Annotated in this window: 24 protein-coding genes and 1 pseudogene; 14 read left to right on the top strand and 11 right to left on the bottom strand. The window is 72.5% G+C overall.

The window, feature by feature from the left end:
- Nucleotides 1–101: 101 nt before the first annotated feature.
- From ACFXAE_RS14880 to ACFXAE_RS14860, 5 genes are all read left to right on the top strand, one after another.
- Nucleotides 102–1,592 (top strand): FG-GAP repeat protein, encoded by a 1,491-nt coding sequence (locus ACFXAE_RS14880; protein WP_384713487.1) that lies wholly within the window; start codon nucleotides 102–104, stop codon nucleotides 1,590–1,592.
- 59 nt (nucleotides 1,593–1,651) lie between these two features.
- Complete coding sequence (locus ACFXAE_RS14875) at nucleotides 1,652–1,942, top strand: hypothetical protein (protein WP_384713484.1); 291 nt, start codon at nucleotides 1,652–1,654, stop codon at nucleotides 1,940–1,942.
- A 411-nt stretch (nucleotides 1,943–2,353) separates the two neighbouring features.
- Nucleotides 2,354–3,166 (top strand): SAM-dependent methyltransferase, encoded by an 813-nt coding sequence (locus tag ACFXAE_RS14870; RefSeq protein ID WP_384713482.1) that lies wholly within the window; start codon nucleotides 2,354–2,356, stop codon nucleotides 3,164–3,166.
- Nucleotides 3,163–5,304 (top strand): putative bifunctional diguanylate cyclase/phosphodiesterase, encoded by a 2,142-nt coding sequence (locus tag ACFXAE_RS14865; protein ID WP_384713479.1) that lies wholly within the window; start codon nucleotides 3,163–3,165, stop codon nucleotides 5,302–5,304. The genes ACFXAE_RS14870 and ACFXAE_RS14865 overlap by 4 nt, the downstream gene beginning before the upstream one ends.
- 185 nt (nucleotides 5,305–5,489) lie before the next feature.
- Nucleotides 5,490–5,876 carry a DUF4440 domain-containing protein gene (locus ACFXAE_RS14860; RefSeq protein ID WP_384713476.1) on the top strand — a complete coding sequence of 129 codons (387 nt, stop codon included), beginning with the start codon at nucleotides 5,490–5,492 and terminating at the stop codon, nucleotides 5,874–5,876.
- A gap of 22 nt (nucleotides 5,877–5,898) precedes the next feature.
- Here ACFXAE_RS14860 and ACFXAE_RS14855 read toward each other — a convergent pair whose 3' ends face one another.
- Nucleotides 5,899–6,714 (bottom strand): alpha/beta fold hydrolase, encoded by an 816-nt coding sequence (locus ACFXAE_RS14855; protein ID WP_384713473.1) that lies wholly within the window; start codon nucleotides 6,712–6,714, stop codon nucleotides 5,899–5,901.
- Nucleotides 6,715–6,771: 57 nt separating this feature from the next.
- Between ACFXAE_RS14855 and ACFXAE_RS14850 the strand changes: the two genes are divergently transcribed.
- Nucleotides 6,772–7,245 carry a MarR family winged helix-turn-helix transcriptional regulator gene (locus ACFXAE_RS14850; protein WP_384713471.1) on the top strand — a complete coding sequence of 158 codons (474 nt, stop codon included), beginning with the start codon at nucleotides 6,772–6,774 and terminating at the stop codon, nucleotides 7,243–7,245.
- A 6-nt stretch (nucleotides 7,246–7,251) separates the two neighbouring features.
- On the opposite strand, the gene ACFXAE_RS14845 is transcribed toward ACFXAE_RS14850, so the two are convergent.
- On the bottom strand, nucleotides 7,252–8,406 hold the full coding sequence (locus ACFXAE_RS14845) for a CapA family protein (RefSeq protein ID WP_384713468.1): 1,155 nt from the start codon (nucleotides 8,404–8,406) through the stop codon (nucleotides 7,252–7,254).
- A 211-nt stretch (nucleotides 8,407–8,617) separates the two neighbouring features.
- Here ACFXAE_RS14845 and ACFXAE_RS14840 point away from each other — a divergent pair, with 211 nt between their 5' ends.
- The 3 genes from ACFXAE_RS14840 (at nucleotide 8,618) to ACFXAE_RS14830 (ending at nucleotide 10,614) form a co-directional block, all read left to right on the top strand.
- Nucleotides 8,618–9,163: a sigma-70 family RNA polymerase sigma factor gene (locus ACFXAE_RS14840; RefSeq protein WP_217131500.1), complete on the top strand. Its 546-nt coding sequence runs from the start codon at nucleotides 8,618–8,620 to the stop codon at nucleotides 9,161–9,163.
- 136 nt (nucleotides 9,164–9,299) lie between these two features.
- Nucleotides 9,300–9,809: a hypothetical protein gene (locus tag ACFXAE_RS14835; protein ID WP_384713465.1), complete on the top strand. Its 510-nt coding sequence runs from the start codon at nucleotides 9,300–9,302 to the stop codon at nucleotides 9,807–9,809.
- A 151-nt stretch (nucleotides 9,810–9,960) separates the two neighbouring features.
- Entirely contained in the window at nucleotides 9,961–10,614 is a 654-nt protein-coding gene (locus ACFXAE_RS14830) for a zf-HC2 domain-containing protein (RefSeq protein ID WP_384713462.1), read from the top strand.
- Nucleotides 10,615–10,653: 39 nt separating this feature from the next.
- Here the strand turns inward: ACFXAE_RS14830 and ACFXAE_RS14825 are convergent, their stop codons facing one another.
- A complete protein-coding gene (locus ACFXAE_RS14825) occupies nucleotides 10,654–12,750 on the bottom strand; it encodes a SpoIIE family protein phosphatase (protein ID WP_384713459.1) in 2,097 nt (698 codons plus the stop codon).
- A 135-nt stretch (nucleotides 12,751–12,885) separates the two neighbouring features.
- On the opposite strand from ACFXAE_RS14825, the gene ACFXAE_RS14820 reads away from it, so the two are divergent.
- On the top strand, nucleotides 12,886–14,307 hold the full coding sequence (locus tag ACFXAE_RS14820) for a lipase maturation factor family protein (protein ID WP_384713456.1): 1,422 nt from the start codon (nucleotides 12,886–12,888) through the stop codon (nucleotides 14,305–14,307).
- Here ACFXAE_RS14820 and ACFXAE_RS14815 read toward each other — a convergent pair.
- The 4 genes from ACFXAE_RS14815 to ACFXAE_RS14800 are packed head-to-tail and all read right to left on the bottom strand — an operon-like array spanning nucleotide 14,295 to nucleotide 18,200.
- A complete protein-coding gene (locus ACFXAE_RS14815; protein ID WP_384713453.1) occupies nucleotides 14,295–15,134 on the bottom strand; it encodes an amidohydrolase family protein in 840 nt (279 codons plus the stop codon). The two genes, ACFXAE_RS14820 and ACFXAE_RS14815, sit on opposite strands and share 13 nt — an antisense overlap.
- The gene (locus tag ACFXAE_RS14810; RefSeq protein WP_384713450.1) at nucleotides 15,131–16,111 is read right to left on the bottom strand and encodes an aldo/keto reductase; all 981 of its coding nucleotides are present in this window, start codon (nucleotides 16,109–16,111) and stop codon (nucleotides 15,131–15,133) included. The genes ACFXAE_RS14815 and ACFXAE_RS14810 overlap by 4 nt, the downstream gene beginning before the upstream one ends.
- Nucleotides 16,108–16,863, bottom strand: coding sequence for an SDR family NAD(P)-dependent oxidoreductase (locus ACFXAE_RS14805; RefSeq protein ID WP_384713447.1), 756 nt, complete (start codon nucleotides 16,861–16,863; stop codon nucleotides 16,108–16,110). The genes ACFXAE_RS14810 and ACFXAE_RS14805 overlap by 4 nt, the downstream gene beginning before the upstream one ends.
- On the bottom strand, nucleotides 16,860–18,200 hold the full coding sequence (locus ACFXAE_RS14800; protein ID WP_384713444.1) for an enolase C-terminal domain-like protein: 1,341 nt from the start codon (nucleotides 18,198–18,200) through the stop codon (nucleotides 16,860–16,862). Before ACFXAE_RS14800 ends, ACFXAE_RS14805 begins: the two co-directional genes overlap by 4 nt.
- A 181-nt stretch (nucleotides 18,201–18,381) precedes the next feature.
- On the opposite strand from ACFXAE_RS14800, the gene ACFXAE_RS14795 reads away from it, so the two are divergent.
- On the top strand, nucleotides 18,382–19,083 hold the full coding sequence (locus ACFXAE_RS14795; RefSeq protein ID WP_384713441.1) for a FadR/GntR family transcriptional regulator: 702 nt from the start codon (nucleotides 18,382–18,384) through the stop codon (nucleotides 19,081–19,083).
- A gap of 5 nt (nucleotides 19,084–19,088) precedes the next feature.
- Here the strand turns inward: ACFXAE_RS14795 and ACFXAE_RS14790 are convergent.
- Nucleotides 19,089–19,637, bottom strand: a pseudogene (locus ACFXAE_RS14790) (glycosyl hydrolase-related protein); the annotation flags it as partial.
- A gap of 283 nt (nucleotides 19,638–19,920) precedes the next feature.
- The gene (locus ACFXAE_RS14785) at nucleotides 19,921–20,349 is read right to left on the bottom strand and encodes a DUF3291 domain-containing protein (protein ID WP_384713438.1); all 429 of its coding nucleotides are present in this window, start codon (nucleotides 20,347–20,349) and stop codon (nucleotides 19,921–19,923) included.
- An 85-nt stretch (nucleotides 20,350–20,434) separates the two neighbouring features.
- Between ACFXAE_RS14785 and ACFXAE_RS14780 the strand changes: the two genes are divergently transcribed.
- Together ACFXAE_RS14780 and ACFXAE_RS14775 are read left to right on the top strand one after the other, a co-directional pair.
- Nucleotides 20,435–21,088: a MerR family transcriptional regulator gene (locus ACFXAE_RS14780; RefSeq protein ID WP_384713435.1), complete on the top strand. Its 654-nt coding sequence runs from the start codon at nucleotides 20,435–20,437 to the stop codon at nucleotides 21,086–21,088.
- A gap of 208 nt (nucleotides 21,089–21,296) precedes the next feature.
- The gene (locus ACFXAE_RS14775) at nucleotides 21,297–21,692 is read left to right on the top strand and encodes a VOC family protein (protein WP_384713432.1); all 396 of its coding nucleotides are present in this window, start codon (nucleotides 21,297–21,299) and stop codon (nucleotides 21,690–21,692) included.
- A gap of 30 nt (nucleotides 21,693–21,722) precedes the next feature.
- Here the strand turns inward: ACFXAE_RS14775 and ACFXAE_RS14770 are convergent, their stop codons facing one another.
- A complete protein-coding gene (locus tag ACFXAE_RS14770) occupies nucleotides 21,723–21,896 on the bottom strand; it encodes a hypothetical protein (RefSeq protein ID WP_384713429.1) in 174 nt (57 codons plus the stop codon).
- Between the two features lie 470 nt (nucleotides 21,897–22,366).
- Here ACFXAE_RS14770 and ACFXAE_RS14765 point away from each other — a divergent pair, with 470 nt between their 5' ends.
- On the top strand, nucleotides 22,367–22,816 hold the full coding sequence (locus ACFXAE_RS14765; RefSeq protein WP_384713426.1) for a hypothetical protein: 450 nt from the start codon (nucleotides 22,367–22,369) through the stop codon (nucleotides 22,814–22,816).
- 18 nt (nucleotides 22,817–22,834) lie between these two features.
- On the opposite strand, the gene ACFXAE_RS14760 is transcribed toward ACFXAE_RS14765, so the two are convergent.
- Nucleotides 22,835–24,328 (bottom strand): SDR family NAD(P)-dependent oxidoreductase, encoded by a 1,494-nt coding sequence (locus ACFXAE_RS14760; protein WP_384713424.1) that lies wholly within the window; start codon nucleotides 24,326–24,328, stop codon nucleotides 22,835–22,837.
- Nucleotides 24,329–24,368 lie beyond the last annotated feature (40 nt).

Genomic DNA, 24,368 nt, shown 5'->3' with positions numbered 1-24,368 from the left:
CCCCTCTGTCACAGAAGACCGGCGGGCCGCAACTTTCCCTGTGCGCCATGGATCCAACCTGTGACCGCGACCCGCCGTTGCCCCGCGCATGGGAGCAGATCATGACCCACAGACGTTCCACTGCCGTTGCTGCCGCGTCCTTCCTGCTGCTGAGCGGTGTGACCCTCACCGCCGTGCCCGCAGCCTTCGCGGGCGCGCCCGAAGGCACCTACGCCGAGGACCGCGACAGCGACTTCGACGGCGACGGCTACGACGACGTCCTGACCGGCGCTCCGGGCGGCACCGACGGCGGCAGGAAGGGGGCGGGCTACGTCACCGTCCAGTACGGCGCCGCGAGCGGCATGGGCACCGCCACCAGCATCCCCCGGGTCCGCACCGCCGTCTTCGGTCAGGCGGCCGCGGGCGTCCCGGGCTCCGCCGAGTCCGGTGACGGCTTCGGCACCGCCGTGGCCACGGGGGACCTCGACGCCGACGGCTACGACGACGCGATCGTCGCCGCGCCGGGTGAGGACGAGGGTTCCGTGAGCGACGCGGGCCGGGTGACGGTCCTCTACGGATCCCCGGCCGGGCTGACCCCCGCCCGCAGCGTCACCCTGATGCCGGACGCGCCCGCGGCGGACGCCCGGTTCGGCCTGGCCGTCGCCGCCGCCCGGCTCTCCGGAACCACACCGGGCGACGTCCTCGCCGTGGCCGACCGCGGGGGCGCCTCCCTGTTCACCTACGACGCCGGCTCCCTGGAAGGGACGGGCCGGCTCGACACCGCCGGTGTCCCCGGCCGCGACTCCATACGGCCCGCTTCCCTGACCACCGGGAACTACGACGGCGACGGATACGCGGACCTGCTCGTGTCCGGCAGCAGCCTGGAGGAGGACTACAGACCACGGTCCTCCCTGTACATGGGCGCCGCGGACGGGCCGGTCTACACCCGCGGCCTCGTCGGCGGCTCCGCCACGGCGTCCGGCGACATCAACAACGACGGATACGACGACCTGGTCTACGGCAAGCCCGACAAGCCCGAGGACGAGAACGAACCCCTCACGGGTGGATCCGCCGGCGTCTATCTGGGCTCCGAAGACGGCATGGAGAACGTGGACGGACTCGGCACTCCCGCCCAGGTATGGACCCAGTACACCGCCGGCGTGCCGGGCACCGCCGAACTGGGCGACGGCTTCGGCGCCGATGTCTCCCTCGCCGACATCGACGGTGACGGTTACGCCGATCTGGCCGTGGGCGTGCCCGGCGAGGACATCGGCACCGTGGCGGACGCGGGCGGGGTGCGGATCCTGCGCGGCTCGGCCGCCGGGCTGACCGCGGTGGGCGCGGAGTCCTTCGACCAGAACTCGGCGGGCGTACCCGGCACGGCGGAGAAGGGGGACCGCTGGGGCGGACAGGTCCGGCTCGCCGACACGGACGCCGACGGCCGCTCCGAGCTGCTGGCCGCGGCACCCGGCGAGAACACCGACGACGGGGTGGTCTGGTGGCTCGCCGCCTCCACGACCGGAACGGTGAGCACCGGATCGTGGTCGTACGGCGGAGGCTCGCTCGGCGCTTCCGGAACCGACGCGCGCTTCGGTACGTCGATCGACGAGTGAGCCGATGCCTGTGCCGCTCCGCTGATCATGTGGCGAACAGATCCGCTCGCCTCTGACGCGTGATCGGGGCGGAGGCGATCGGCTCGAAGTCATCGTTCGCGTCCGTCGTACTTCTTGCCGACACGGCCGCCGGGGCCGGCGATGACGGCCCGCGTGATGTCGGCGACGTGCTTGGCGCCCATCAGGTTGCGGTCGGTCAGGGTCATCCGGTCCCGCTCGATGTCGATCTTGCCGAGGAAGAGGGGTGGGCGACGATGCCGCTGAGCGTGCGGTCGGCGATGCGCGAGGTGTCGAAGCGGGACCGGACGGCACCGGAGATGCCCTTGGCGTTGTCCGCTCAACAGGTTTGACGGGTGGTGCGTCGTGTTCGCCGTTCCCGACGAGAGGTGAGAACAGGTCACGCCCCAGCCGTCGGCCCAGGTGACAGCCACGGAGATCTCCCGTATCGCGGGAGTGGCACGCGCCACCGTCGGCAACCGGTGCCGTCGGCGCGGCGACTTCCCGGCGCCCGACCGGCGGCACCGGGACCAGCCGCGCACAAGGGAGATTGCCGGCACCCTCCTCCGCGCACTTCCCGGCGTGCCGGAACTCTCCGGAACATCACGGACACACGTCGTCACGCTTTCACGGAAGACCGAACAGGCACGTGCCGCTGGCAGTGACCGGGAACGGATGGTCAATTTCCGTTTGGGGTCGCTCCTTTGGCGGGCGATCAGTAGCCTCTGCTCGAACACCGGATCGCCTACGCCTTGGAGAGCTACATGGAGCGTCCCGCCTGGGCCCCGCGGAGCATCGACATCTCGGTGCCCAGCGTCTCCCGGATGTACGACTACTACCTGGGCGGTTCGCACAACTTCGAGGTCGACCGGGAAGCGGCCCGCAGGGCCATGGAGTTCATGCCGGGCCTGCCCAAGATCATGCAGGCGAACCGTGCCTTCATGCGGCGGGCGGTGCGTTTCGCGGCCGGCGAGGGCATCACCCAGTTCCTGGACATCGGTTCCGGCATCCCGACGTTCGGCAACGTCCACGAGGTGGCGCAGGCGGCCGTACCGGGCGCACGGGTGATGTACGTCGACCACGACCCGGTGGCCGTGGCGCACAGCCAGGCCGTTCTGGAGGGCACCGACGGCGTGGGCGTCGTCGCCGCGGACCTCCGCAAGCCGCAGGAGATCATCAGCAGTCCTGAAGTGCTGCGGCTGATCGACCTGAATCGGCCGGTGGCACTGCTTCTCGTTGCCATACTGCACTTCGTGGAAGACGCGGACGACCCGTACGCGGCGGTGGCCGAACTGCGCCGGGCCCTCGCGCCGGGCAGCATGCTGGTGCTCACCCATGCCTCGTACGAGGGAATCCCGCTGCCGGCGGAGCGGGCCGAGGGGGCGGTGGACGTGTACCAGGACATTCGCAACCCGCTGATCATGCGCACGCGCGAGGAGATCGCGCGGTTCTTCGAGGGGTACGACATGGTGGAACCCGGACTGGTGCCGATGCCGCAGTGGCGGCCGGACACCGCACCGAAGGACGAGGATCCTTACGCGTTCTCCGGTTTCGCGGGCGTGGGGCGTACGGCGTGAGCGCGGAGCCGGACGGGCCGGAGGACAGACTGCGCCGGTTCGCGACGATCTGGAGCCGGGCGGTCTTCCCGGTGACCTCGACGTCGTCGACCCGCCCGGAGTTCGAGGAGCTGCTGCTGCCGCTGGCCCGGCTGCTGAGTGAGGCGCTGCGGGCCCGGTCGTTCGACGCGGACGCGGGCCGGACGGTCGGGGCCGCGCTGGTGGAGGCGCACTGCACCGACCCGGAGGCACTCAGCCGGACCCTGGACTGCGTGGACGCCTATCTCGTCCTGTACTGCGGCGGGGACGGCGACCGGGAGGATCTGCGGGCGCGCTCCGGCAGGCTCCAGCACGCCATGGCCGCCGGGTTCGCGCAGGCGCTGCGCGAGCGGACGCTGGCCGAGCAGGAGGCCGTCGCGCGGGCCGCGCTGGAGGCCCAGGGCGTGGTGGCGCAGGCGCTGCACGCCACCGAGGCCCGGTTCCGCGCGGTGTTCGAGGGCGCGGCCATAGGAATCGGCATCGCCGACCTGGAGGGCAACGTCCTGCAGGTCAACGGCGCGCTGCGGCGCATGTTCGGTCTGTCCGAGCAGGCCTTGCGCGGCCGCAGGGTCAAGGAGTGGGTCCACCCCGACGACGCCCCGCAGACGTGGCGGCTCTACGACGAGCTGGTGAGCGGCGCGCGCGAGCACTACCACCTCGAGAAGGCGTTCTACCGCCCGGACGGAACGGTCCTGTGGACCAACCTGACGGTGTCCCTGCTGCGCGACGCCGACGGCGACCCGCAGTACCAGCTCGCCCTCATGGAGGACACCACCGAGCGGCGGCTGCTCAACCTCCGGCTGCGGTACGAGGCCACCCACGACGCGCTGACCGGGCTGCCCAACCGGGCGTTCTTCTTCGAGCGGCTGGAGAAGGCGCTCGGCGCCGGCGAGGGCCAGCGGTTCGGGCTGTGCTACCTCGACCTGGACGGCTTCAAGACCGTCAACGACAGCCTCGGGCACGCGGCCGGCGACCGGCTGCTCGTCGAGGTCGCCGACCGGCTGCAGGCCTGTGCCACCGCGTCCGGCGAGATGGTGGCCCGGCTCGGCGGCGACGAGTTCGTGGCGCTGACCACCGGCCCCGACACCGAGCGCACCGTCGACGAGCTCGCCGCCCGCATCATGAACGCGCTGCTCGCCCCGATCAGCGTGGACGGCCGGGAGCTGACCGTGCGCGGCAGCATCGGCATCGTCGAGGGACCGGCCGGGGAACGCAGCGCGGCGGAGGTGCTGCGCAGCGCCGACATCACCATGTACCGGGCCAAGTCGGCGGGCGGCAACCGGTTCGAGCTCGCCGACCCGGAGGCCGACGCCCGCGCCATCACCCGGCACGGGCTCACCACGGCGCTGCCGACGGCCCTGGACCGGGGCGAGTTCTTCATCGAGTACCAGCCTCTGGTGCATCTCGGTGACGGCAGTGTGCGGGGCGCCGAGGCGCTGGTGCGCTGGCTGCACCCGCAGCACGGGGTGCTGTCCCCCGACCGGTTCATCCCGCTCGCCGAGCACACGGGGCTGATCGTTCCGCTGGGCCGCTGGGTGCTGGAGCAGTCGGTGCGTCAGGCCCGTGAGTGGCGGGACCGGCACGGGGGTGAGGCGCTCGGTCCGCTGCGCATCAACGTGAACCTGTCGCCCTGCCAGCTCACGCATCCCGGGCTGGTCCAGGACACGGTGGACATCCTGGAACGCACCGGCGTGGCCCCCGACGCCCTGTGCCTGGAGGTGACCGAGTCGGCGCTGATCGGCGCGGACGACGACCTGCTGAAGCCGCTGCGCCGGCTGGCGGAGATGGGCGTCGACATCGCCCTGGACGACTTCGGCACCGGCTACTCCAACCTGGCCAACCTGCGCCGGCTCCCGGTGAGCGTCCTGAAGCTGGACCGCTCCTTCACCCAGAGCATGCAGCAGTTCCCGGCCGACCCCGTCGACCTGAAGATCGTCGAGGGGATCGTCTCCCTGGCCCACAGCCTCGACCTGGCGGTGACGGTGGAGGGCGTGGAGACGGGAGCCCAGGCCGAACAGCTCCGCATCCTCGGCTGCGACACGGCCCAGGGCTGGTACTACGCCCGCCCGGGCCCCCCGGACCGCCTCCACGACCTGGCGCTGGTCGACGCGACGGGCTGAGCCCGGGGCTCCCGGTGGCTCGGGGCGCGCGGGTCACGCGGCGGCCACGGGTGCGCTGTGGCTGGTCGCGCGGTTCCCCGCGCCCCTGGGGGCGCGGGACTGTGCCGGCATGCGGCTCCGCCACTCGGGCGCGAGTGGGGTCCGGAGCGTGAAGGGGCTGCAGGGGCGTATGCGACCATGCGCGGATGACCGACGAGACAGCCGCGGTGAACGCCGCGATCGAGGGCGAACTGCGCCTGCTGGACCCCGCCGTACGCTCCTCCCGCGCCGAGGTCGCCCGCCTGCTGGACCCGGAGTTCACCGAGATCGGCGCGTCCGGCCGGCGCTACACATACGCGGAGATGCTCGCCGAGCTGCCCGACCATCCGGGCGGCGAGGCCGACGGCCCGCGCTACGAGCCGTCGGAGATCACCGGCGTCCTCCTCGCCCCCGGCCTGGTACATCTCACCTACAAGACCCGCTTCTGCGGACACTGGGCCCGCCGCGGCTCCCTGTGGCGCAAGCGTGACGAGGGGACCGGCTGGCGCATGTACTACCACCAGGGCACACCGGTGCCGCCGGACGTCGGCTGACCGACCGCCCGCCGGCGCGGTGTCACAGGGAGCGGAGGAAGTCCAGGAGGATCTTGTTCAGCTCCTCGGGCCGCTCCATGTTGGGGTAGTGCGCGGCGTCGTCGATGATCACGGAACGGCCGTTGCGGACGGCACCGGCGAACCGTTCCGCCTCGGCGATCAGGTCGGGGGCGTCGAGGGCGCCGTTGACGATGAGCACCGGAACGTCGATCTCCGGAACGCGGGCCCAGGTGTCGGTCATGGGCACGTGGTGGTCCTCCTCGTCCGGAGTGTGCTTGGCGAGAGTGCCCAGGGCCATCTCGCGCAGCCGGCTCGGGATGTCCGGGTCGATGTCGGCGGCGGCACGGTGCTCGCCGGGTACGTGGCGCAAGAACGCGGTGAGCCAGCCCTCCATGTCGCCCGCGCCCAGGGCCGCGGCCTGCTCGGCCAGCACCTGGCGGACCCAGGGGTCGGTGTACTGGAAGTCGCTGGTGGCAGCGCCGCAGACCACCGCCGCGCGCACCAGCTCCGGGTACTCCACCATCGTGTCGGTGGTGATGGCGCCGCCCATCGACACACCGACGAACACGGCCGGACCGGTGTCCAGGTGGCGCAGCAGCCCGGCGAGATCGTCGGCCCAGCGGAACGGCGCGGTGGCGTTGGCCGAGGCGCCGTGGCCTCGGACGTCCGGTGCGATCACCCGGTACTCGGCGGCCAGGGCCGGGATCTGGGCGTCGAAGATCCGGTGGTCGGTGAAGCCTGAATGCAGCAGGACCACCGGGTCGCCGGTTCCGGTGTCGAGGTAGGCGAGATCGCCGTCGGCGGAGGGGAAGAAGCGCAGATCCGAAGCACCAGTCATGACAACCAAGGTGTCATCTTCATTCGAGTTTGGCAACCTAGGTGTCATGATGGTGAGGTGACAGACATCGACGCCCCCCTCCCCCCGGACGAGCTCGGCCGTCGCCTCACCGAGGTGTACGACCTGGTCGGCCCCCTCTACCGGCGCGCTCAGCGCAGCGTGGAACAGGGTCTGACCGCCGACGACCTGTCCGTGGGCGTACGTGCCGTGCTGACCCTGCTGCACCGCAACGGGCCGATGACCGTGCCGCAGATGGGCAGGGCGCAAGCGATCAGCCGGCAGTTCGTGCAGCGCATGGTGAACGACGCCGCGGCGCAGGACCTGGTGGAGGCCGTCCCGAATCCCGCCCACCGACGGTCGTCGCTCATCCGCCCGACCGCGAAGGGCTCCGCGGCGATCTCCGCCGTCCTGAAGCGTGAGCACCTGCTCCTGCGGGAGGTCGGCGGTGACCTCACGGACGCCGATGTGACGGCCTGCCTGCGGGTGCTGGGCGAGCTGCTGAGGGCGCTCGACCACGTCGACCTCGGCTGACGGTCCTCACTCCCCCATCACGAGCCCGTCCTGCGCGGCGCCCCGGCTCAGCACCACGTTCCGGATCCGGTCGCGCACGGACCGCACCTCGGCGCCCCGGGCGAGCGCCCGGTTGAGGTTGACGACCCGGCCGGCGTCCACGTCGAAGAACTGCGGGACGAACTCGGCCCGGGCCACCTCCCAGCGCCCGCCGGGACGCCTCGGCGGGGCGAAGGTGAAGCGTCCCAGGGTGGACTGGTTGCCGCGCGGGTCCCGGACGCCCTCGTGGTTGGTCATCTCGCCGGCGATCTGGTCGCCCATGCCGTAGATCACCCAGGTGCCGTTGACCTTCTCGTAGGCCTGCGGGACATGGGCGTGGGTGCCGAGGATCAGGTCGATGTCGGGGCGGCCCCCGGTGGCCGAAGCGGTGAGCAAGCGGGCGAGGGCGATCTGCCGCTCGTCGGGGGCCTCCTGCCATTCGGTGCCCCAGTGCAGCGAGACCACGACGACATCGGCTCCGGCCTCCCGGGCGGCCCGTGCGTCGGCGACGATCCGCGCCTCGTCGACGAGGCCGACGGCCCAGGGCCGGTCCGGCGGCAGCGGGAGGCCGTTGGTGTCGTAGGTGTAGGCGAGGTGGGCGACCCGCGCCGGGCCCGCGCGCAGCACGGCCGCCGTGCGGGCCTCCCGCTCGGTGCGCGCCGAGCCGGCGTGGCGCACGCCGGCCCGGTCGAGGGCGTCCAGCGTGCGGCGGATGCCGTCCACACCGTCGTCCAGGGAGTGGTTGGAGGCGGTGGAACAGCCGTCGTACCCGGTGGCCGCGAGGCCGCGGGCCACCTCGGGCGGGGACTTGAAAAGGGGGTAGCCGGTGTAGTCGCCACCCGTGCCGTACACGGTCTCCATGTGGCAGAGCGCCACATCCGCGGAGCCGACGACGGAGCGGACGCCGGAGAGCATCGGCCGGAAGTCGTACCCGGTGCCGCCCGCGTCGTAGCGGGCGCGTTCGATGATCGAGTCGTGGGGCAGCACGTCCCCCGAGGCGACCAGGGTGAAGCCGCGGGGCCCCGCGGCGGAAGGGGCCGGACGCCCCGGTTCCGGCGGTCGGTGGTCACGGGCCTGGCAGGCGGCGCCCGCGGCGAGGACGACGGTCAGGACCAGGGCCACCTGCCGACTGCGTGTGATCATCACTTCACCCCGCTGTAGTCGTATTTATGGATAAACAGGTAAGGAGCCGCATCTCGCCCACCGTCGTTCCGACACGCCCTTTAGGCCGTCCGGCGTGCGCGAACGCCCGCCTCGACCGTTCGTCGAACCGTTCGTCGACGCGATCGACCGTCCGCCGCACGCTCCTGTGCGCGCCCTGTCCCCGCGTCGCGCCGTGCGCTGCCATACGGCCATGACGGCCGGAATCACACTCATGAACGGGACGACCGCCGAGCACGAGCTCGCCGCACTGCAGCGCGAGCACGGCCGGCCCCTCTTCGCGCTGCTGCTCCGGCTCTGCGACGGGGACCGGCAGCGCGCGGAGGATCTGGTCCAGGAGACCCTCGTGCGCGCCTGGCAGCACCCCGAGGCCCTGCGCGCCGAGAACTTCGACTCCGTACGGCCCTGGCTGCTCACCGTGGGACGACGGCTCGCCATCGACGCGCGACGGGCCCGGCAGGCCCGGCCGGCCGAGGTCGGGGACGCCGTGCTGGAGAACGCCCGGGTGATCTCCGACCACGCCGAGCGGGCCGCGGCCGCGCTCGACGTCCGCGAGGCTGTGAAGACACTCACTCCGGAGCACCGTGAAGTCCTGGTGCTCGTGTACTTCCAGGGGGCGAGTGTGGCGGAAGCCGCGACGGCCCTCGGGATTCCGCCCGGTACCGTGAAGTCCCGCGCGTACTACGCGCTGCGCGCCCTGCGCCGGGTGCTTCCCGGATACGCCTCCGACATGCGGTGAAACCGAGGGCAGAGTCAAGCCTTCGCAAAGCGCCTTGCCGAGTGCCCCGGTTGAGTAATCGGCTGTCCTCATCCGTGTTCCGGACCGGGGGCCCGGGTTCGGGCGACGCGCACGCACCGGAGGAAGGCAGGAAGGGATGCTGCACAGAGGTCGAGAGAGCACGGACGGCACCGGTGACGGTGAACTGACCGTCCCCATGGCCTGGTTGTACGCCGAGTACATCGCCGACGAGCTGCTGCGCAGCGGCGATCTGATGCCGCCGACGTCCTTCGAGTTCCGCGCGGGGCGGGACGCGCTGGCGCTGACCGTCTTCCTGTCCGACACCGACGGCGAGCTGTCCGGCATCCGGGTGGTCACCCAGCTGGAGACCTGGCTGTCGCTGACCGCGTACGACCAGCCGTGGCAGGAGTGGGTGCAGCGGCGCCTGCGGGACCTGACCGCGGCCGGCCGGAGCGCGCCGGACCCGGACCTGGAGCTGGCCCGGGAGGCCTGGCGCTGGCTGCGGGAGACGGAGCTGCTCGCACCCGACCTGAACGCGGTGCCGGGCGGCGGCGCGGTGGCCGGTGAGGACGAGGGACCCAAGGTGTGGACACCGGCGTGGCAGCTCGGGCTGCCGCTCGGCCACCTCGCCATCCATCTTTTTTAGGTTTCCCGCCGATCCGGCCAATCCACGGGCCGGTCGGCTCCGAATCCCATGGTTACGATTCGGCACGTCGCTTGAGTGATTCGGCTGCCTGGTGCGTACCGGTGGGAGCAAGGAGTAACCCCACCCGCACCCAACGGCACGAGGATTCGGCATGAGGTCCCTGGAGAGGCATCGCGACGTCGGCGCCTACGCGCTCGGCGTGCTGGACGAGGCGGACGCGTTCCGCTTCGAGGACCACCTCATGGAGTGCCCTCAGTGCGCTGTCCAGGTGACCGAATTCGGCCCTGCGGCACGCCAGTTGATGCTGTACCGGAGTTCCACCCCGCGGCTGGTGCACCCGCTGGCCAAGCCCGGCCCGAGGATGCTGGACCGGCTGCTGTCGCAGGTGGCGGCCCGCAACCGCGCGGGGCGTCGCCGGCTGCTGCTGGCACTGGCCGCCTCGGTGGTGGTCGCGGTGTCCGCGCCGGCGGTCGCGATGATGGCGCGGGACGACGGCGGGAGCGCCGTGCGCATCGCGGCGACCGGCGAACGGTCCGGGGTGTGGGCGCAGGTGACCGCTCAGGACAAGGCCTGGGGCAGCGCCATGGAGATCGAGGTCAAGGACGGTGCCGGTCCTCGCACCTGCCGTCTGGTGGTGGTCGGCCGGGACGGCTCCGAGGAGACGGCGACCAGTTGGAGCGTGCCCCGCCACGACGCCCGCCCCAACACCGTACTCGGCGGCTCCGCCATGCACCCCGAGGACATCGACCGCTACGAGGTGCGTACGGCGGAGGGCGAGAACCTGGTGACGCTGAAGCCCCGGTGAGGCCCCACGGGCAGCACGGTGCGCGGCGACCGCACGGGCTCAGGCCCGGGCGGAGCCCTTCCCCACCACGAACTCGCTCCACACGCACTTGCCGCCGCCGCGTGCCTCCACGCCCCATACGTCCGTGAGCGTCTCGATCAGGAGCATGCCCCGTCCGGAGACGCCCGACTCGCCCGCCTCCCGGCGGCGCGGCAGGGCGCTGGAGGAGTCCTCGACCTCCACCCGCACGCGCCGCTCGCTGCCGTCGAGGACCCGCAGGACGACGGCCGCGGAACCCTCGGTGTGCATCAGCACATTGGTGATCATCTCGTCGGCGACCAGCTCGATCTCGTCGGCCCGGTCCCCCGCGCCCCAGGAGCCCACCGCCGTACGGATCATGCGCCGGGCCTCGGCGAGCGCCTCCGGATCGCCGGGCGTCACCCACTGCTTGAGCCGGCCGCCGGGCCGCGCGCTGTCCAGGGCACGGCGGCGCAGCAGGAGCAGCGCCACGTCGTCGCCGCCGCCGCGTTCCCCGGCCACGTCGATGAGCCGGTCGGCGAGGGCGCGTACGTCGTCGGGGCCGGCGGCGATCAGCTCCGAGAGGGTCTCCATGCCGTCGCCGAGGTCGGCACCGGGCTGCTCGACCAGGCCGTCGGTGCACAGCAGCAGGGTGTCGCCGGGGTCGAGTTCCATGGTGCCGACCGGGTAGTCGAGCCGTCCGAACTCCGCGGACAGGCCGAGCGGCAGCCCGCCGGGGACGGGGACGCGCCGGCAGGAGCCGTCGGTGCGGCGCACCAGCGGGTCGAGGTGGCCGGCCCGGACCACCTGGAGCATGCCGGTGGACAGGTCGGCCTCGGCGTAGAGGCAGGTCGCGGAGCGGTCGGTGTCGAGCTCGTCCAGGAAGACGGAGGCACGGGCCATCACGGTGGCCGGCGGGTGGCCCTCGGCCGCGTAGGCGCGCAACACGATGCGCAGCTGGCCCATGACGGCGGCGGCGTGCGTGTCGTGGCCCTGGACGTCGCCGATGACGGCGCCCACCCGGCCCCCGGGCAGCGGGATCAGGTCGTACCAGTCGCCGCCGATGTCCCGGCCGAGGGAGCCGCCGATGCCGGCGGCGCGGTAGCGCACGGCGAGGTCGGCGCCGGGCACGCTGGGGATGGTGCGCGGCAGCATGGCCTGCTGCAGCCCCTGGGCGAGGTCCATCTCCTGCTCGTAGAACATCGCGCGCTGCAGACTCTGGGAGATACTGCTGCCCAGGACGACGAGGATGTTGCGCTCCTCGGCGGTGAAGCCGCGCCGGTCGTTGTAGAGCAGGCCCATCGCGCCGATGGGGCGGGCCTGGACGATCAGCGGCAGATAGGCCGCCGAGGTGATGTGCAGACCGGTGATGCCCTGCCACAGCCGCGGATAGCGCTCGGCGAACTCCTCCGGGGACTCGATGAAGCGCGGGCTGAGGGTGCGCACCGCCTCGCTCATCGGGTACGGCTCGTCGATCCCGGTGACCTCGGTGCCCGGGACGAAGCTGCCCTGGGGTCCCTCCGCGATGAGCCGGATCCTGCCCGCCTCGACCAGACCTATCACGAGGCTGGTCGCACCCAGATGGGTGAGACCGTGGGTGTCCTTGAGGACGTCGATGACGTCCTGCACGGTGCGGGCATGGGCGAGGGCGGCGGTGGTGAGCTGGACGACGTTGGTCTGGTGGCGGCGGATGTCCTCCTGGAGCGCCTGATCGCGTCTGGCCTCGCTGTCGCCGAGCTCCTGGGTGGCGTCCCGGACGATGCCGATGATGCGGCGGGGCCGACCGGTCTCGTCCCGGCGGATGTAGCCCTGGGTGTGGGTCCAGCGCAGGGAGCCGTCGCGGCGGCGGACGCGGAAGTAGGCGCCGTAGTTCTCGCGGCCGGCCTTCAGTGCCTGCGACACGGTGTTGTCCAGGCGCAGCGCCTCGTCCGAGGGGACCCGGCTCCCCAGGGACTCGGGCCGGTCGTCGTACTCGTCGGGGCGCAGGTCGAAGATCTCGTGCGCCTGGACGTCCATCTGCATCACCCCGGCGTCCAGGTCCCAGTCGAAGCTGCCCATGCGGTTGAGCGCCAGGATCGGATCCGGGTGGTCCGGCCAGTCGTCCGGGAGAGACAGGGGGTTCGCTCCCCGATCAGCCATGGGCCCACCTTGCCAGGGTTCACGCGATTCTTCGACCGCTGGGCGCCTTCCGCCCGTGGGTCGCGCGGCCCGCCCGGTGGTATACGGAGAGTCACAGAGGTCCCGTCGGGGCGGGGCAGGAGGGAGCGCGCGGCCGTGGAGTGGTTCACCGCATCCGAGTACTGGACGGGCCGGCTGGTCTTCCAGCGGGCGCTGGCCGGGCTGTACCTGGTCGCGTTCCTGACGGCGGCGCTGCAGTTCCGTGCGCTGATCGGGGAGCGCGGCATGCTGCCGGTGCCGTGCTTCGTGGAGCGGGTGCCGCTGCGCCGGTCGCCGAGTCTGTTCCACTGGCACTACTCGGACCGGTTCTTCGCGGTGTGCGCCTGGGCGGGCTGCGCGGTGTCGGCGGCGCTGCTGGCGGGGCTGGACTCGCTGCTTCCGCTGTGGGGCGGGATGCTGCTGTGGCTGGTGCCGTGGGCGCTGTACCTGTCGGTCGTCAACGTGGGGCAGACCTGGTACTCGTTCGGCTGGGAGTCGTTGCTCCTCGAGGTCGGGTTCCTGGCCGTGTTCCTCGGCAACGACGAGGTGGCGCCGCCGATCGTGGTGCTGTTCCTGCTGCGGTGGATCCTGTTCCGGGTGGAGTTCGGCGCGGGGCTGATCAAGATGCGCGGCGACGAGTGCTGGCGGAAACTGACCTGCCTGGACCACCATCACGAGACCCAACCGATGCCGGGGCCGCTGAGCTGGTTCTTCCACCATCTGCCGAAGCCGCTGCACCGGATCGAGGTGGCCGCGAACCATGTCACCCAGCTCGTCGTGCCGTTCCTGCTGTTCGCCCCGCAGCCGGTGGCCTCGGTGGCCGCCTCGCTGATGATCGTCACCCAGCTGTGGCTGGTGCTGTCCGGCAACTTCGCGTGGCTGAACTGGATCACGATCGTGCTGGCTCTGCCGGCGGTCGCGTTCCCCTCCGATGCGCCGGCGGTGTCCGACGCGCCGCTGTGGTACGTGGTGGTCGTCCTCGCGGTGTCCGCGCTGCTGCTCGGTCTCAGCCACCGGCCGGTCCGCAACATGCTCTCCCGCCGCCAGGTGATGAACCGCTCCTTCGACCCGCTGCACCTGGTCAACACCTACGGGGCGTTCGGCAGCGTCAGCCGGATCCGGTACGAGGTGGTCGTGGAGGGGACGGCGGACGAGGTGCCCCGGAAGGACTCCGGCTGGCGGGAGTACGAGTTCAAGGGCAAGCCGGGTGATCCGCGGCGCTGGCCGCGGCAGTTCGCGCCGTACCATCTGCGGCTCGACTGGCTGATGTGGTTCGCCGCGCTGTCGCCCGCGTACGCGGACCCGTGGTTCGGCGCGCTGGTGGAGCGGCTGCTGGAGGGCGACCGGGACACGCTGAGGCTGCTGCGCCGCTCCCCGTTCCCCGCGGAGGCGCCGCCCCGGCACATCCGCGCCCGCCTCTTCCGCTACCGCTACACGACGTGGCGGGAGCTGCGGGAGACGGGCGCGTGCTGGGAACGGACGTACGTGCGGGAGTTCCTGCCGCCGACCCGGCTGACGGGGGCGGATCAGAGGCCGTAGACGCGGGTGGCGGTGGTCTCGAAGAGCTGGTGGCGTCCGGTGTCGTCGAGGCTCCCGGTCAGCGCCCGTGCGGTGGCGAGGACGTCGCCGTACGACGCCGCGAGGGTGCACACCGGCCAGTCCGAGCCGAACATCAGCCGGCCGGGACCGAAGGCGTCCAGCACGACGTCGGCGTACGGGCGCAGGTCGTCGACGGTCCAGGAGGCCCGGTCGGCCTCGGTGACCAGGCCGGAGAGCTTGCACACCGTGTTGGGCAGCGCTGCCAGGGCGCGGACGTCGGACGCCCAGGGTTCGAGCGCGCCCGAGGCGACGGGCGGCTTGCCCAGGTGGTCCAGGACGAAGGTGAGCCCGGGCAGCGACCCGGCCGCCGCCGCGCAGGCCGGCAGCTGGTGGGGCAGGACCACGAGGTCGTAGACCAGACCGGCGTCGGCCACGGCGGCCAGTCCGCGCCGTACGTCCGGGCGCAGCAGCCACTCGGGGTCGGGTTCGCCCTGCACCTGGTGGCGGACGCCCTTCAGATGCCGTCCGCCGGGCAGTTCCCGCAGCCGGGCCAGCTCGTCGGCGACGCCGGGGCGGGTGAGGTCGGTCCAGCCGACGACCCCGGCGACCACCTCGTGGGCCGCGGCGAGGGCCAGCAGCTCAGGGGTCTCCTCGGGGACCGTGACGGTCTGCACCAGGACGGTGCGGCCGACACCGGCCGCGCTCGCCTCGGGTACGAGGTCGGACAGGCCGAAGTCCCGCCGCAGCGGCCGGAGTCCGGGGCCGGTGAGCCAGTCCTGGTCGCGCACGGACAGGTCCCAGACGTGGTGGTGCGCGTCGACGGTCACGCCGGCTCCCCCTCGGCCGGCAGCAGGCCGTCTGCGCGCAGTTCCCGCCAGAGGGCGGCGGGCACCGGGGCCGTGAACCGGTCGGCGCAGTCGTGGACCTCGGCGGCCGAGCGGGCGCCGACCAGCACGCTCGCGACCGCCGGGTGGGCGGCGCAGTAGGCCAGGGCGGCGGCGCGCAGGGTGCTGCCGTGCCGCTCGGCGGCCTCCTTCAGCCGCAGGGCGCGGTCCAGCAACTCGGCGGGCGCCCGGGTGTAGTTGTACGTGGCTCCCGGTCTCGGGTCCGCGAGCAGGCCGGAGTTGAAGGCGCCGCCGACGACGACGGACGTGCCCTGTTCCAGGGCGGCGGGCAGCAGGCCGGTCAGGGCGCCGTGGTCGAGAAGGGTGTGGCGGCCGGCGCACAGGACGACGTCGACGTCGGTGTCGCGGACGAAGCGGGTGAGCATCGCGGTCTGGTTCATGCCGGCGCCGATCGCCCCGACGACACCCTCCGCGCGGAGCCTCTCCAGGGCCGGGTAGCCCTCGCGGAATGCCTGTTCGGCGTGGTCGTCGGGGTCGTGGAGGTAGACGACGTCGACCCGGTCCAGGCCGAGGCGTTCCAGGCTCGCCTCCAGGGTGCGGCGTACCCCGTCGGCACTGAAGTCCCAGACGCGGCGGTGGGTGGCGGGAACGGCGAAGCCGTGGGCGAGGTCGTCGCCGCCGGTGTGCGCGACAGGTTCGAGGCGGCGGCCCACCTTGGTGGAGACCGTGAACGCGTCGCGCGGGTGCTCGCGCAGGGCCGCGCCGAGGCGGCGTTCGGCGAGGCCGAGACCGTAGTGCGGGGCGGTGTCGAAGGTGCGGATGCCGCGCTGCCAGGCGGCCCGCACCGCCTCGTGCGCCGCCTCCTCGCCGACCTCGGTGTACAGGTTGCCGATGCCCGCGGAGCCGAAGGCCAGGGCGGTGACCTCGACGCGGCTGCGGCCGAGCCGGCGGCGGTTCACCGGGCCTCCGGGCGCGGCCGCAGTCCCTGCATGCCGCCGTCGACCGCGAGGGCCGTGCCGGTGGTGGCGCCGGACAGCGGGCTCGCCAGGTAGGCGATGGCGCCGGCGACCTCGGCGGCCGAGACCAGTCGGCCGACGGGCTGGCGGGCCTCCAGGGCGGCGCGTTCGGCGGCCGGGTCGTCGGCCGCGTCCAGCAGCCGGCCGATCCAGGGGGTGTCGACGGTGCCCGGGTTGACGCAGTTGACGCGGATGCCCTCGCGGACGTGGTCGGCGGCCATGGCGAGGGTGAGGGAGTGCACGGCGCCCTTGGTGGCGCTGTACAGGGCCCGCTGCGGCAGGCCCGCGGTGGCGGCGATGGAACAGGTGTTGACGATCGCGGCGTGCGCGGAGGCACGCAGGTGCGGCAGGCAGGCGCGGGCGGTGCGCACCATGCCGAGGACGTTGACGTCGAAGACGCGGTGCCATTCCTCGTCGGAGTTGGTCTCCACGGTGCCCTGCGCGCCGATGCCGGCGTTGTTGATCAGTACGTCGAGGCCGCCCAGACCGGCGACGGCGGCGGCCACCGCCGCACGCACCGAGGCGTCGTCGGTGACGTCGGCGCGGTGTCCGGTGAGGGGCTCGTCGACCGTCGAGAGGTCGAGATCGAGTACGGCGACGGTGGCGCCGCGCTCCGCGAGGAGGTCGGCCGCGGCCCGGCCGATGCCGGAGGCGCCGCCGGTCACCAGGGCCGTCAGGCCCTCGAAGTCGCTCATGCCGTCCGCTCCTTCCGTGTGTTCGCGTCCGCGGCCCAGAACTCGCCGTCGGGATAGGTGTAGCGCGCCAGTGACTCCGGTCGCACGGCGGCGGAGAACCCTGGCGCGAGGGGTGCCGTGTAGTGACCGTCGCGGATCACCACCGGGTCGAGGAAGTGGTCGTGCAGGTGGTCGACGTACTCGATGACCCGGTCCTCGGTGGTGCCGGTCAGGGCCACGTAGTCGAACATCGACAGGTGCTGGACGAGTTCGCACAGGCCGACCCCGCCGGCGTGCGGGCACACGGGGACGCCGTACTTGGCGGCGAGCAGCAGGATCGCGAGGTTCTCGGGGACGCCGCCGACCCGGGCGGCGTCGATCTGGACGATGTCGAGGGCGCCGGCCTGGAGGAGCTGCTTGAAGACGATCCTGTTCTGCGCGTGCTCGCCGGTGGCCACCTTCACCGGGGCGACGGCGCGGCGGACGGCCGCGTGGCCGAGGATGTCGTCGGGGCTGGTGGGCTCCTCGATCCAGTACGGGTCGAACTCCGCGAGGGCCTTGGTCCAGCGGATCGCCTCGTCCACGTCCCAGCGCTGGTTGGCGTCGACCGCGATGCGCACGTCCGGCCCGACGGCCGCGCGGGCGGCCCGGCAGCGCCTCAGGTCGTCGTCGAGATCGGCGCCGACCTTGAGCTTGATCTGGCGGAAGCCGTCGGCGACCGCCTGTGCGGCGAGCCGGGTGAGCTTCCCGTCGTCGTAGCCGAGCCAGCCGGGCGAGGTGGTGTAGGCGGGGTAGCCGCGCTCCAGCAGCAGGGCGGTGCGCTCCTCGGCGCCTTCCCGGCCGCGGCGCAGGAGGGTGAGGGCCTCTTCGGGGGTGAGGGCGTCGGTGAGGTAGCGGAAGTCGATCTGGCGCACCAGCCACGCGGGGTCGGCCTCGGCGAGCAGTCGCCACAGCGGTTTGTCCGCGCGTTTGGCGGCCAGGTCCCACAGGGCGTTGACGACGGCCCCGATCGCCATGTGCATCACGCCCTTCTCGGGTCCGAGCCAGCGCAGCTGGCTGTCGCCGGTCAGGTCGCGGTTCAAGGCGGAGGGGTCGGCGCAGAGTTCGTCGGCGGACCGTCCGACGAGATGGCCGCGGAGCGCTTCGATCGCGGCGACCTGGACGTCGTTGCCCCGCCCGATGGTGAACGCGAACCCGTGCCCCTCGTGTCCGTCGGCGGCGTCGGTGCGCAGCACGACGTAGGCCGCCGAGTAGTCGGGGTCGGGGTTCATGGCGTCGGAGCCGTCGAGTTCGCGCGAGGTGGGGAACCGGAGGTCGTAGGTGTCGACGGCGGTGATGCGGGCGGGTTGCGGGGGCACGGAGGACCTTTCGGCGGGCGACGGGGACGGTAGGGCGTCAGTCCGGGGCACGGCCGCATACTTATCAGACCACTTGGCGAGTACAACAGCCCTCGCACGCGAATCTTGCGGCTTTCGGCCCGTAGTGGTCGGACCACTCCCATCGTTAGACTGCGGCCGACCGGGTGAGTGGAGGAGTGGCGTGGAGGAGACGGCCCCGCAGAAGGGCACGGTGACGCAGCGCGCCATCGAGCGGATCACGGCGATGATCCGCGAAGGGGAACTGGAGCCCGGTGAGCGGCTGCCCACCGAGCGGGAGCTCGCCGCCCGGCTGGGCATCTCCCGCAGTTCGATGCGGGAGGCGATCCGCGCGCTCACGGTGCTGGGCGTGGTCGAGGCCCGGCACGGCTCGGGCATCTACGTCACCCGGCTGGAGGCCGGGGACCTGCTGGAGACGTTCGGGGTGGTGGCCGATCTGTCCCGGGGGCCGCGCCTGGTCGAGCTGCTGGAGGTGCGCCGCGTCCTGGAGTCGACGGCGGCCGCGCTGGCCGCCGCGCGGATCACCCCGGAGCGGCTGGCCGAGGTCGAGAAGCACCTGGCGGCGATGAACGCCACCGACGACCCGGAGGAGATCCTCGCCCACGACCTGGGCTTCCACCGCGAGATCGCGGCGGCCGCCGGCAACGAGACGATGGCCGCCATGCTGGAGGGCCTGTCCTCACGCACCTTCCGCGCCAGGGTCCGGCGCGGCCACCAGGAGGAGGGCGCCTTCGCCCGCACCCGGCGCGAACACGCCGCGATCCACCGCGCCCTGGCCGCCCGCGACCCGGAGGCGGCGCGGGCGGCGGCGGCCGCGCATGTGGGCGCGGTGGAGGAGTGGCTGCGCGGCCGGCTGGAGGACTGAGCCGGTCAGGCCCGCCTCAGCCGCGGCGTCATCAGCTGGAAGGGGCGCAGGCGTACGGTGATCCGGTCGCCGTCGAGCGGGGGCGCCGCCGTGTCCGCGAGCGGTCGTTCCAGCAGGTCGGTCACCTCGACGCCGGTGGCGGCGAAGCCGGTGGTGGGGGTGGCGCGGGCGCGGCTGCCGTGGGCCTCGTGGAAGCGGACGACGACGTCACCGCTGCCGTCGTCGGCCGGTCCGACCGCCGTGATCACGACCGCGTCCCGGTCGGCCGTCACCAGCGGGGCGACCTCGCCGGCTCCGGTGAGCCGCCGCTCGGAGGGATCGACCCGCCGGACCTCGCGCACCGCGTCACCGATGGCGGACGCCCGGCCCCCGGCGCGTGCCGGAAACGGTGCACGCCCCGGTCGGCCGGGGGCGGGGAAACGCGGGGCGCGCAGCGGGGAGACGCGGACCGTGGTGCTCGTACCGCCGTCGCCGTCGGTACGGACGGTGCGCGTCGCGTCGTGGCCGTACGTCGAGTCGTTGACGACCGCCACGCCCCGGTCCGGCTCCTGGAGCTGGAAGCCGGGCATGTTCTCGTCGAAGCCGAGGACCGCCTCCCCGGTCCCCCGGACCGGGCCTCGGGCACGGTCCCGGTGACCCGGAACCAGCCGGTGCCCGGGGCGCGCCCCGGCGGGCGCCCGCCTCGACGGGCTCGGGTCCGGCCGCGGGGCCCTCGGCGACGGGGACGGGTCCGCCCGGGGTGCGGTCGTCGTGCATGCGGGGCGCTCCATGGGTGAGGGCGGGTGATCATCAGGGGTACGACTCCCCCGCACGCACCCGTTCGCACCGGGCCGCCGTTCAGTGGGTGGTGCCGTGCCCGTCCGGGGCACCGGCCCGTGCCTGGGCCTCGAGGCGGCGCTTGGCGTCGTCCCAGTCGACCGGCAGTCCGTCGACGGGCACCTCCCAGAAGGTGAACGTCGAGTCGCGCATCGTCTCGCGCAGACCGGTCATGACGCTCCTGTGCGGTTCGGTCCGGGCGTAGGTGTGGAGCGCGTCCCGGCTCTCCCACGCGGACAGCGTGTAGAAGACCTTGCCGAACGGCCTGGCCTCCAGGGAGGCCCCGAGGGCGCCGGGTGCCTTGCGGACCTGGCCCCAGGCGGAGAGCGACTTCAGGAAGAAGCGGGGGACGTCCTTCAGCGACCGCACCTCGAAGCGGGAGGCCATGACGAAGGCGTGGGTGGTGTCGGGGCCCGCCGGGCGCGGCGTGACCCAGGGAAGAGTAGGCACGGTAGTCTCGCCTCCATAATTGGTGAGTGGCACTATCCAGATTAGACAGTGTCACTGTCCAAGCGCCAGAGGAAGAGTGGAGAACGTGAGAATCTCGGAGCTCAGCCGCCGCAGTGGGGTGCCCAACGCGACGATCAAGTACTACCTGCGCGAGGGGCTGCTGCCACCCGGCCGGGCCACCGCGGCGACCCAGGCCGAGTACGACGAGACCCATCTCAGAAGACTCCGGCTGATCCGCGCGCTGACGGGGGTACGGGGCCTGTCCGTCGCCTCGGCCAAGCACGTCCTGGACGCCATGACCGCACACCGGACCGACCTGCATGAAATGCTCGGCATCGTCTTCGGCATCCGGCCGCCCGGCAGCGGCACGCCGGACGCGGCCGAGGGCGGGGCCCCCGCCGAGGCGAACCCCGAGGCCGCCGCCCTGGTCGACGCGATGGGCTGGTCGGTCTCCGAGCACAACCCGGCCCGGCGGACCATCGACGAGACACTGCGGACCCTGCGCTCACTGGACATCGCGTACGACTGGGAGGCGCTCCTCCCCTACGCCGAGCTCGCGCAGCGGACGGCCCGGCACGACCTCGACCGCCTGGAGACGGTCACGGACCCGATGGAGAAGGCCGAACAGGCGGTGCTGCTGACCTTCCTCCTGGAGCCGGCGCTGATGGCCCTGCGACGGCTCGCCCAGGAGAACGAGTCGACCGCGCGCCACGGCGGCGGCGGGCACAACTCGGCCTGACGGGAACGGCGTTGCGGCGATCGACCGCGAGGGTCTAGGGTCGGGCGGGTGACTGCCGGGTCGGCCGTAGGCCATGCACGCAAGGCGCCCCCGGCCTCGGTGTGAGGCCGGTGCGGGGCGTGCCCCCGCGCACGCGAGGCCGTGGCCCGCCCTTCCTCTCCGTGTTCCCGTCCCACCTTGGAAACCGACACCGGAGACGAATCCAGCCATGTCCGCAGCACAGCACGTCCAGTTGAACCACACCGCCGTCTACGCCAGTGACCGCCGGCACTCCGCCGAGTTCCTCGCCGGAATACTGGGACTGGAGGTCGGCGCCCCGTTCGGCCCGTTCCTGCCGGTCGACCTGGGCAACGGCGTGACCCTCGACTACTACGAGAAGCGGGACGAGCCGGTCCAGGGCCAGCACTACGCGTTCCTGGTGCCCGAGGAGCGGTTCGATGCCATGATCACGCGCCTGGAGGCGGCCGGGATCACCTACTACGCGGACCCGGGCCACACCGAGCCCGGCAGGGTCAACGACCTCTTCGGCGGACGCGGCGCCTACTTCGACGACCCGGACGGCCACAACATGGAGATCATGACCCGGCCCTACGTCCGGCCGTAGCGACGGAGTGCGCCCCGCCCGCGCGTGCCGTCAGTCGACGCTGGGCAGGATGTGGGGCTCGGCGAGGTCGTCCTCGTAACCGGCGAGGCGGATCGGGGCCGAACGGGCCCACACGTCGAGACTGCCGAGCTCCCCCGGCCGGCGGGCGGCGCGCTCCACGCGTTCCTCGGGGCGCTGATCACTCTTCGTCTGCTCCGGTGTCACCGCGCACTCCTTATGTGTCGGTCACCCTCGGGACGTACTGCGTCGGCCCTGCGCCTGGCGCCCGACGTCCGCTCGGGTCTGGGTGGAAAACCGTTCGGACGCGGTGGCGCCGGCAACTCGAGGGAGAGCAGGCCGTGGTGAACCGGCTGGTCCCATGACGGACCGTGGGTGCGGGTGGAACCCTGACTGCTGTCCGTCCGGATCAGAGTAACCAAATGAGCGGCCCCCCGCTCGATGGGGCTCAAAACCGACGGTAACAATCACGCGTCGGACGGTACCCAACGACCGGAATATGCCCCTATTTCCGTACGAGCGCACCTGACTGTAGTCACTCGTTCGAAGGACACGGGCGTCGGCGCCTTCGACCGGGCCGCATGGTCGGGGCGCAGTTCAGGTCCCGTTGGCCGGTACGCAAGCTCGTCATGGTCTGCTGCCGCACGGCAACGGCCTACTCCCGGGAGGACCGGCGCATGGAACTGCGCACCGTCGAGGAGCTGATGGACCTGCTGTACGCGTGCCGGGGCACGCGGGACGTCCGGGGCCGTGGCGGCACCCCGGCCGACGCGTACGACCACGCCCTGCGCACCGCCGCACTGCTGCGCCGCGGCCGGCCCGCGGACAAGGAACTCCAGGTGGCGGGCCTGGTACGGCCCGTCGGCCGGCTGCTGTGGCCGGGCGAACCGGCGGCAGGGGCCGACCGCGCGGCGGACGCGATACGGGCACTGCTCGGCGAGCGGGTGGCCGGACTGGTCCTCCGGCACGCCCGGTACGACCTTCCGGCCGACGACGACCTCCTCGCCCTGCGCGCGGCGGACGAGGAGGCCCGCACCGCCTGCTTCGACGCCGGTGTCCTGGAGGACTGGCGTACCGTGCTGGAGCTGCTGGCGGCGCGCAACTCCCGGCTGGGCATGGTCGACTGACGACTCCTCGGGCCCCCGTCACCACCGGCCGGGCGCGTAGTCCTTCATGAAGACGCCGTACAGGTCCTCGCCCGCCTCGCCGCGCACGATCGGGTCGTAGACACGGGCGGCGCCGTCGACCAGGTCGAGCGGGGCGTGGAAACCCGCGTCGGCGAGGCGCAGCTTGTCGAAGTGGGGTCGCTCATCGGTGATCCAGCCGGTGTCGACCGAGGTCATCAGGATGCGGTCGGCGTCGAACATCTCCTGCGCGCTGGTCCGCGTCACCATGTTCATGGCCGCCTTGGCGGCGTTGGTGTTGGGGTGTCCCGCGCCCTTGTAGCCACGGTCGAACACGCCTTCCATCGCGGAGACGTTGACGACGTAGGCGCGCCCGGCGGACGCCCGGCGCGCGGCCTCGGCCATCGCCGGACGCAACTTGCTGATCAGGATGAACGGCGCCGTGTAGTTGCACAGCTGGGTCTCCAGCAGCTCCACCGGAGAGATCTGCTCGATGGTCTGCACCCAGGTGTTGGTGTCGACGACGTCGGGAAGCAGGCCGCCCGCGTCGATGGCGGTGCCCTCACGGTGCCGGACCACACTGGCGTTGCCCGCGACCAGGGCCAGGCCGGCCACCTTCTGCGCGTCGAGTCCGCTGACGCCGACGGGCAGCGCGGTCAGTCCGTCGACCGCGCCGGAGTTGAAGGCGCCGATGACGTGGTGGGCGGGCAGCTCACCGGCCGGCAACGGGGCGCTCTCGCCCTCGACGAGCGCGGCGTACGCGGACGGCAGACGGCGTACGGTCTGGGTGGCGTTGTTGATCAGGATGTCGAGCGGGCCCTGCTCCGCGACCCGGTCGGCCAGCGCGACGACCTGCCCCGGATCGCGCAGGTCGATGCCGACGACCTCCAGGCGGTGCATCCAGTCCGCGGAGTCGTCCATGGCCTTGAAGCGGCGGATGGCGTCCTTGGGGAAGCGCGTGGTGATCGTGGTGTGCGCGCCGTCGCGCAGCAGTCGCAGCGCGATGTACATGCCGATCTTGGCGCGTCCGCCGGTGAGCAGCGCCCGCTTGCCGGTGAGGTCCGCGCGGGCGTCGCGCCGGGCGCGGTTCTCGGCCGCGCAGTTCTGGCAGAGCTGGTGGTAGAAGTAGTCGACCTCGGTGTAGCGGGTCTTGCAGGTGTAGCAGGAGCGGGGGCGCTGGAGTATCCCCGCGATCTTGCCGGACTCGACGCGGGAGGACGGCAGGATGCCTTCGGTCTCGTCGTCGATGCGCTCGGCGGAGCCGGTGGCGGTGGCCTCGGTGACCGCCTTGTCGTGGGCGGTCTTGGCGGCCCGGCGCTCCTGGCGGCGGCGCTGCTTGACCGTGCGGTAGATGTGCGAGGTGGCCCGGCGGACCAGGATCGCGTCCGGGTGGTCGACGTCGAGCGTGTCGAGTTCTTCGAGCACGCTGAGGCAGACGGCCAGCCGCTCCGGGTCGATGCCGGGCCCGTATGCCACCGCGTCCATGGCCTCGGGGCCGTCCTGTGTCACCGTCATCGCCGCTGCCGTTTCCCGCTCTGCTTCTCGCGGCGCTCCG

It is taken from the genome of Streptomyces sp. NPDC059454 (genome assembly GCF_042749965.1).
Classification (GTDB): domain Bacteria; phylum Actinomycetota; class Actinomycetes; order Streptomycetales; family Streptomycetaceae; genus Streptomyces.
The sequence above is the reverse complement of the archived record's forward strand: the minus strand, read 5'-3'. Positions and strand labels throughout refer to the sequence as shown.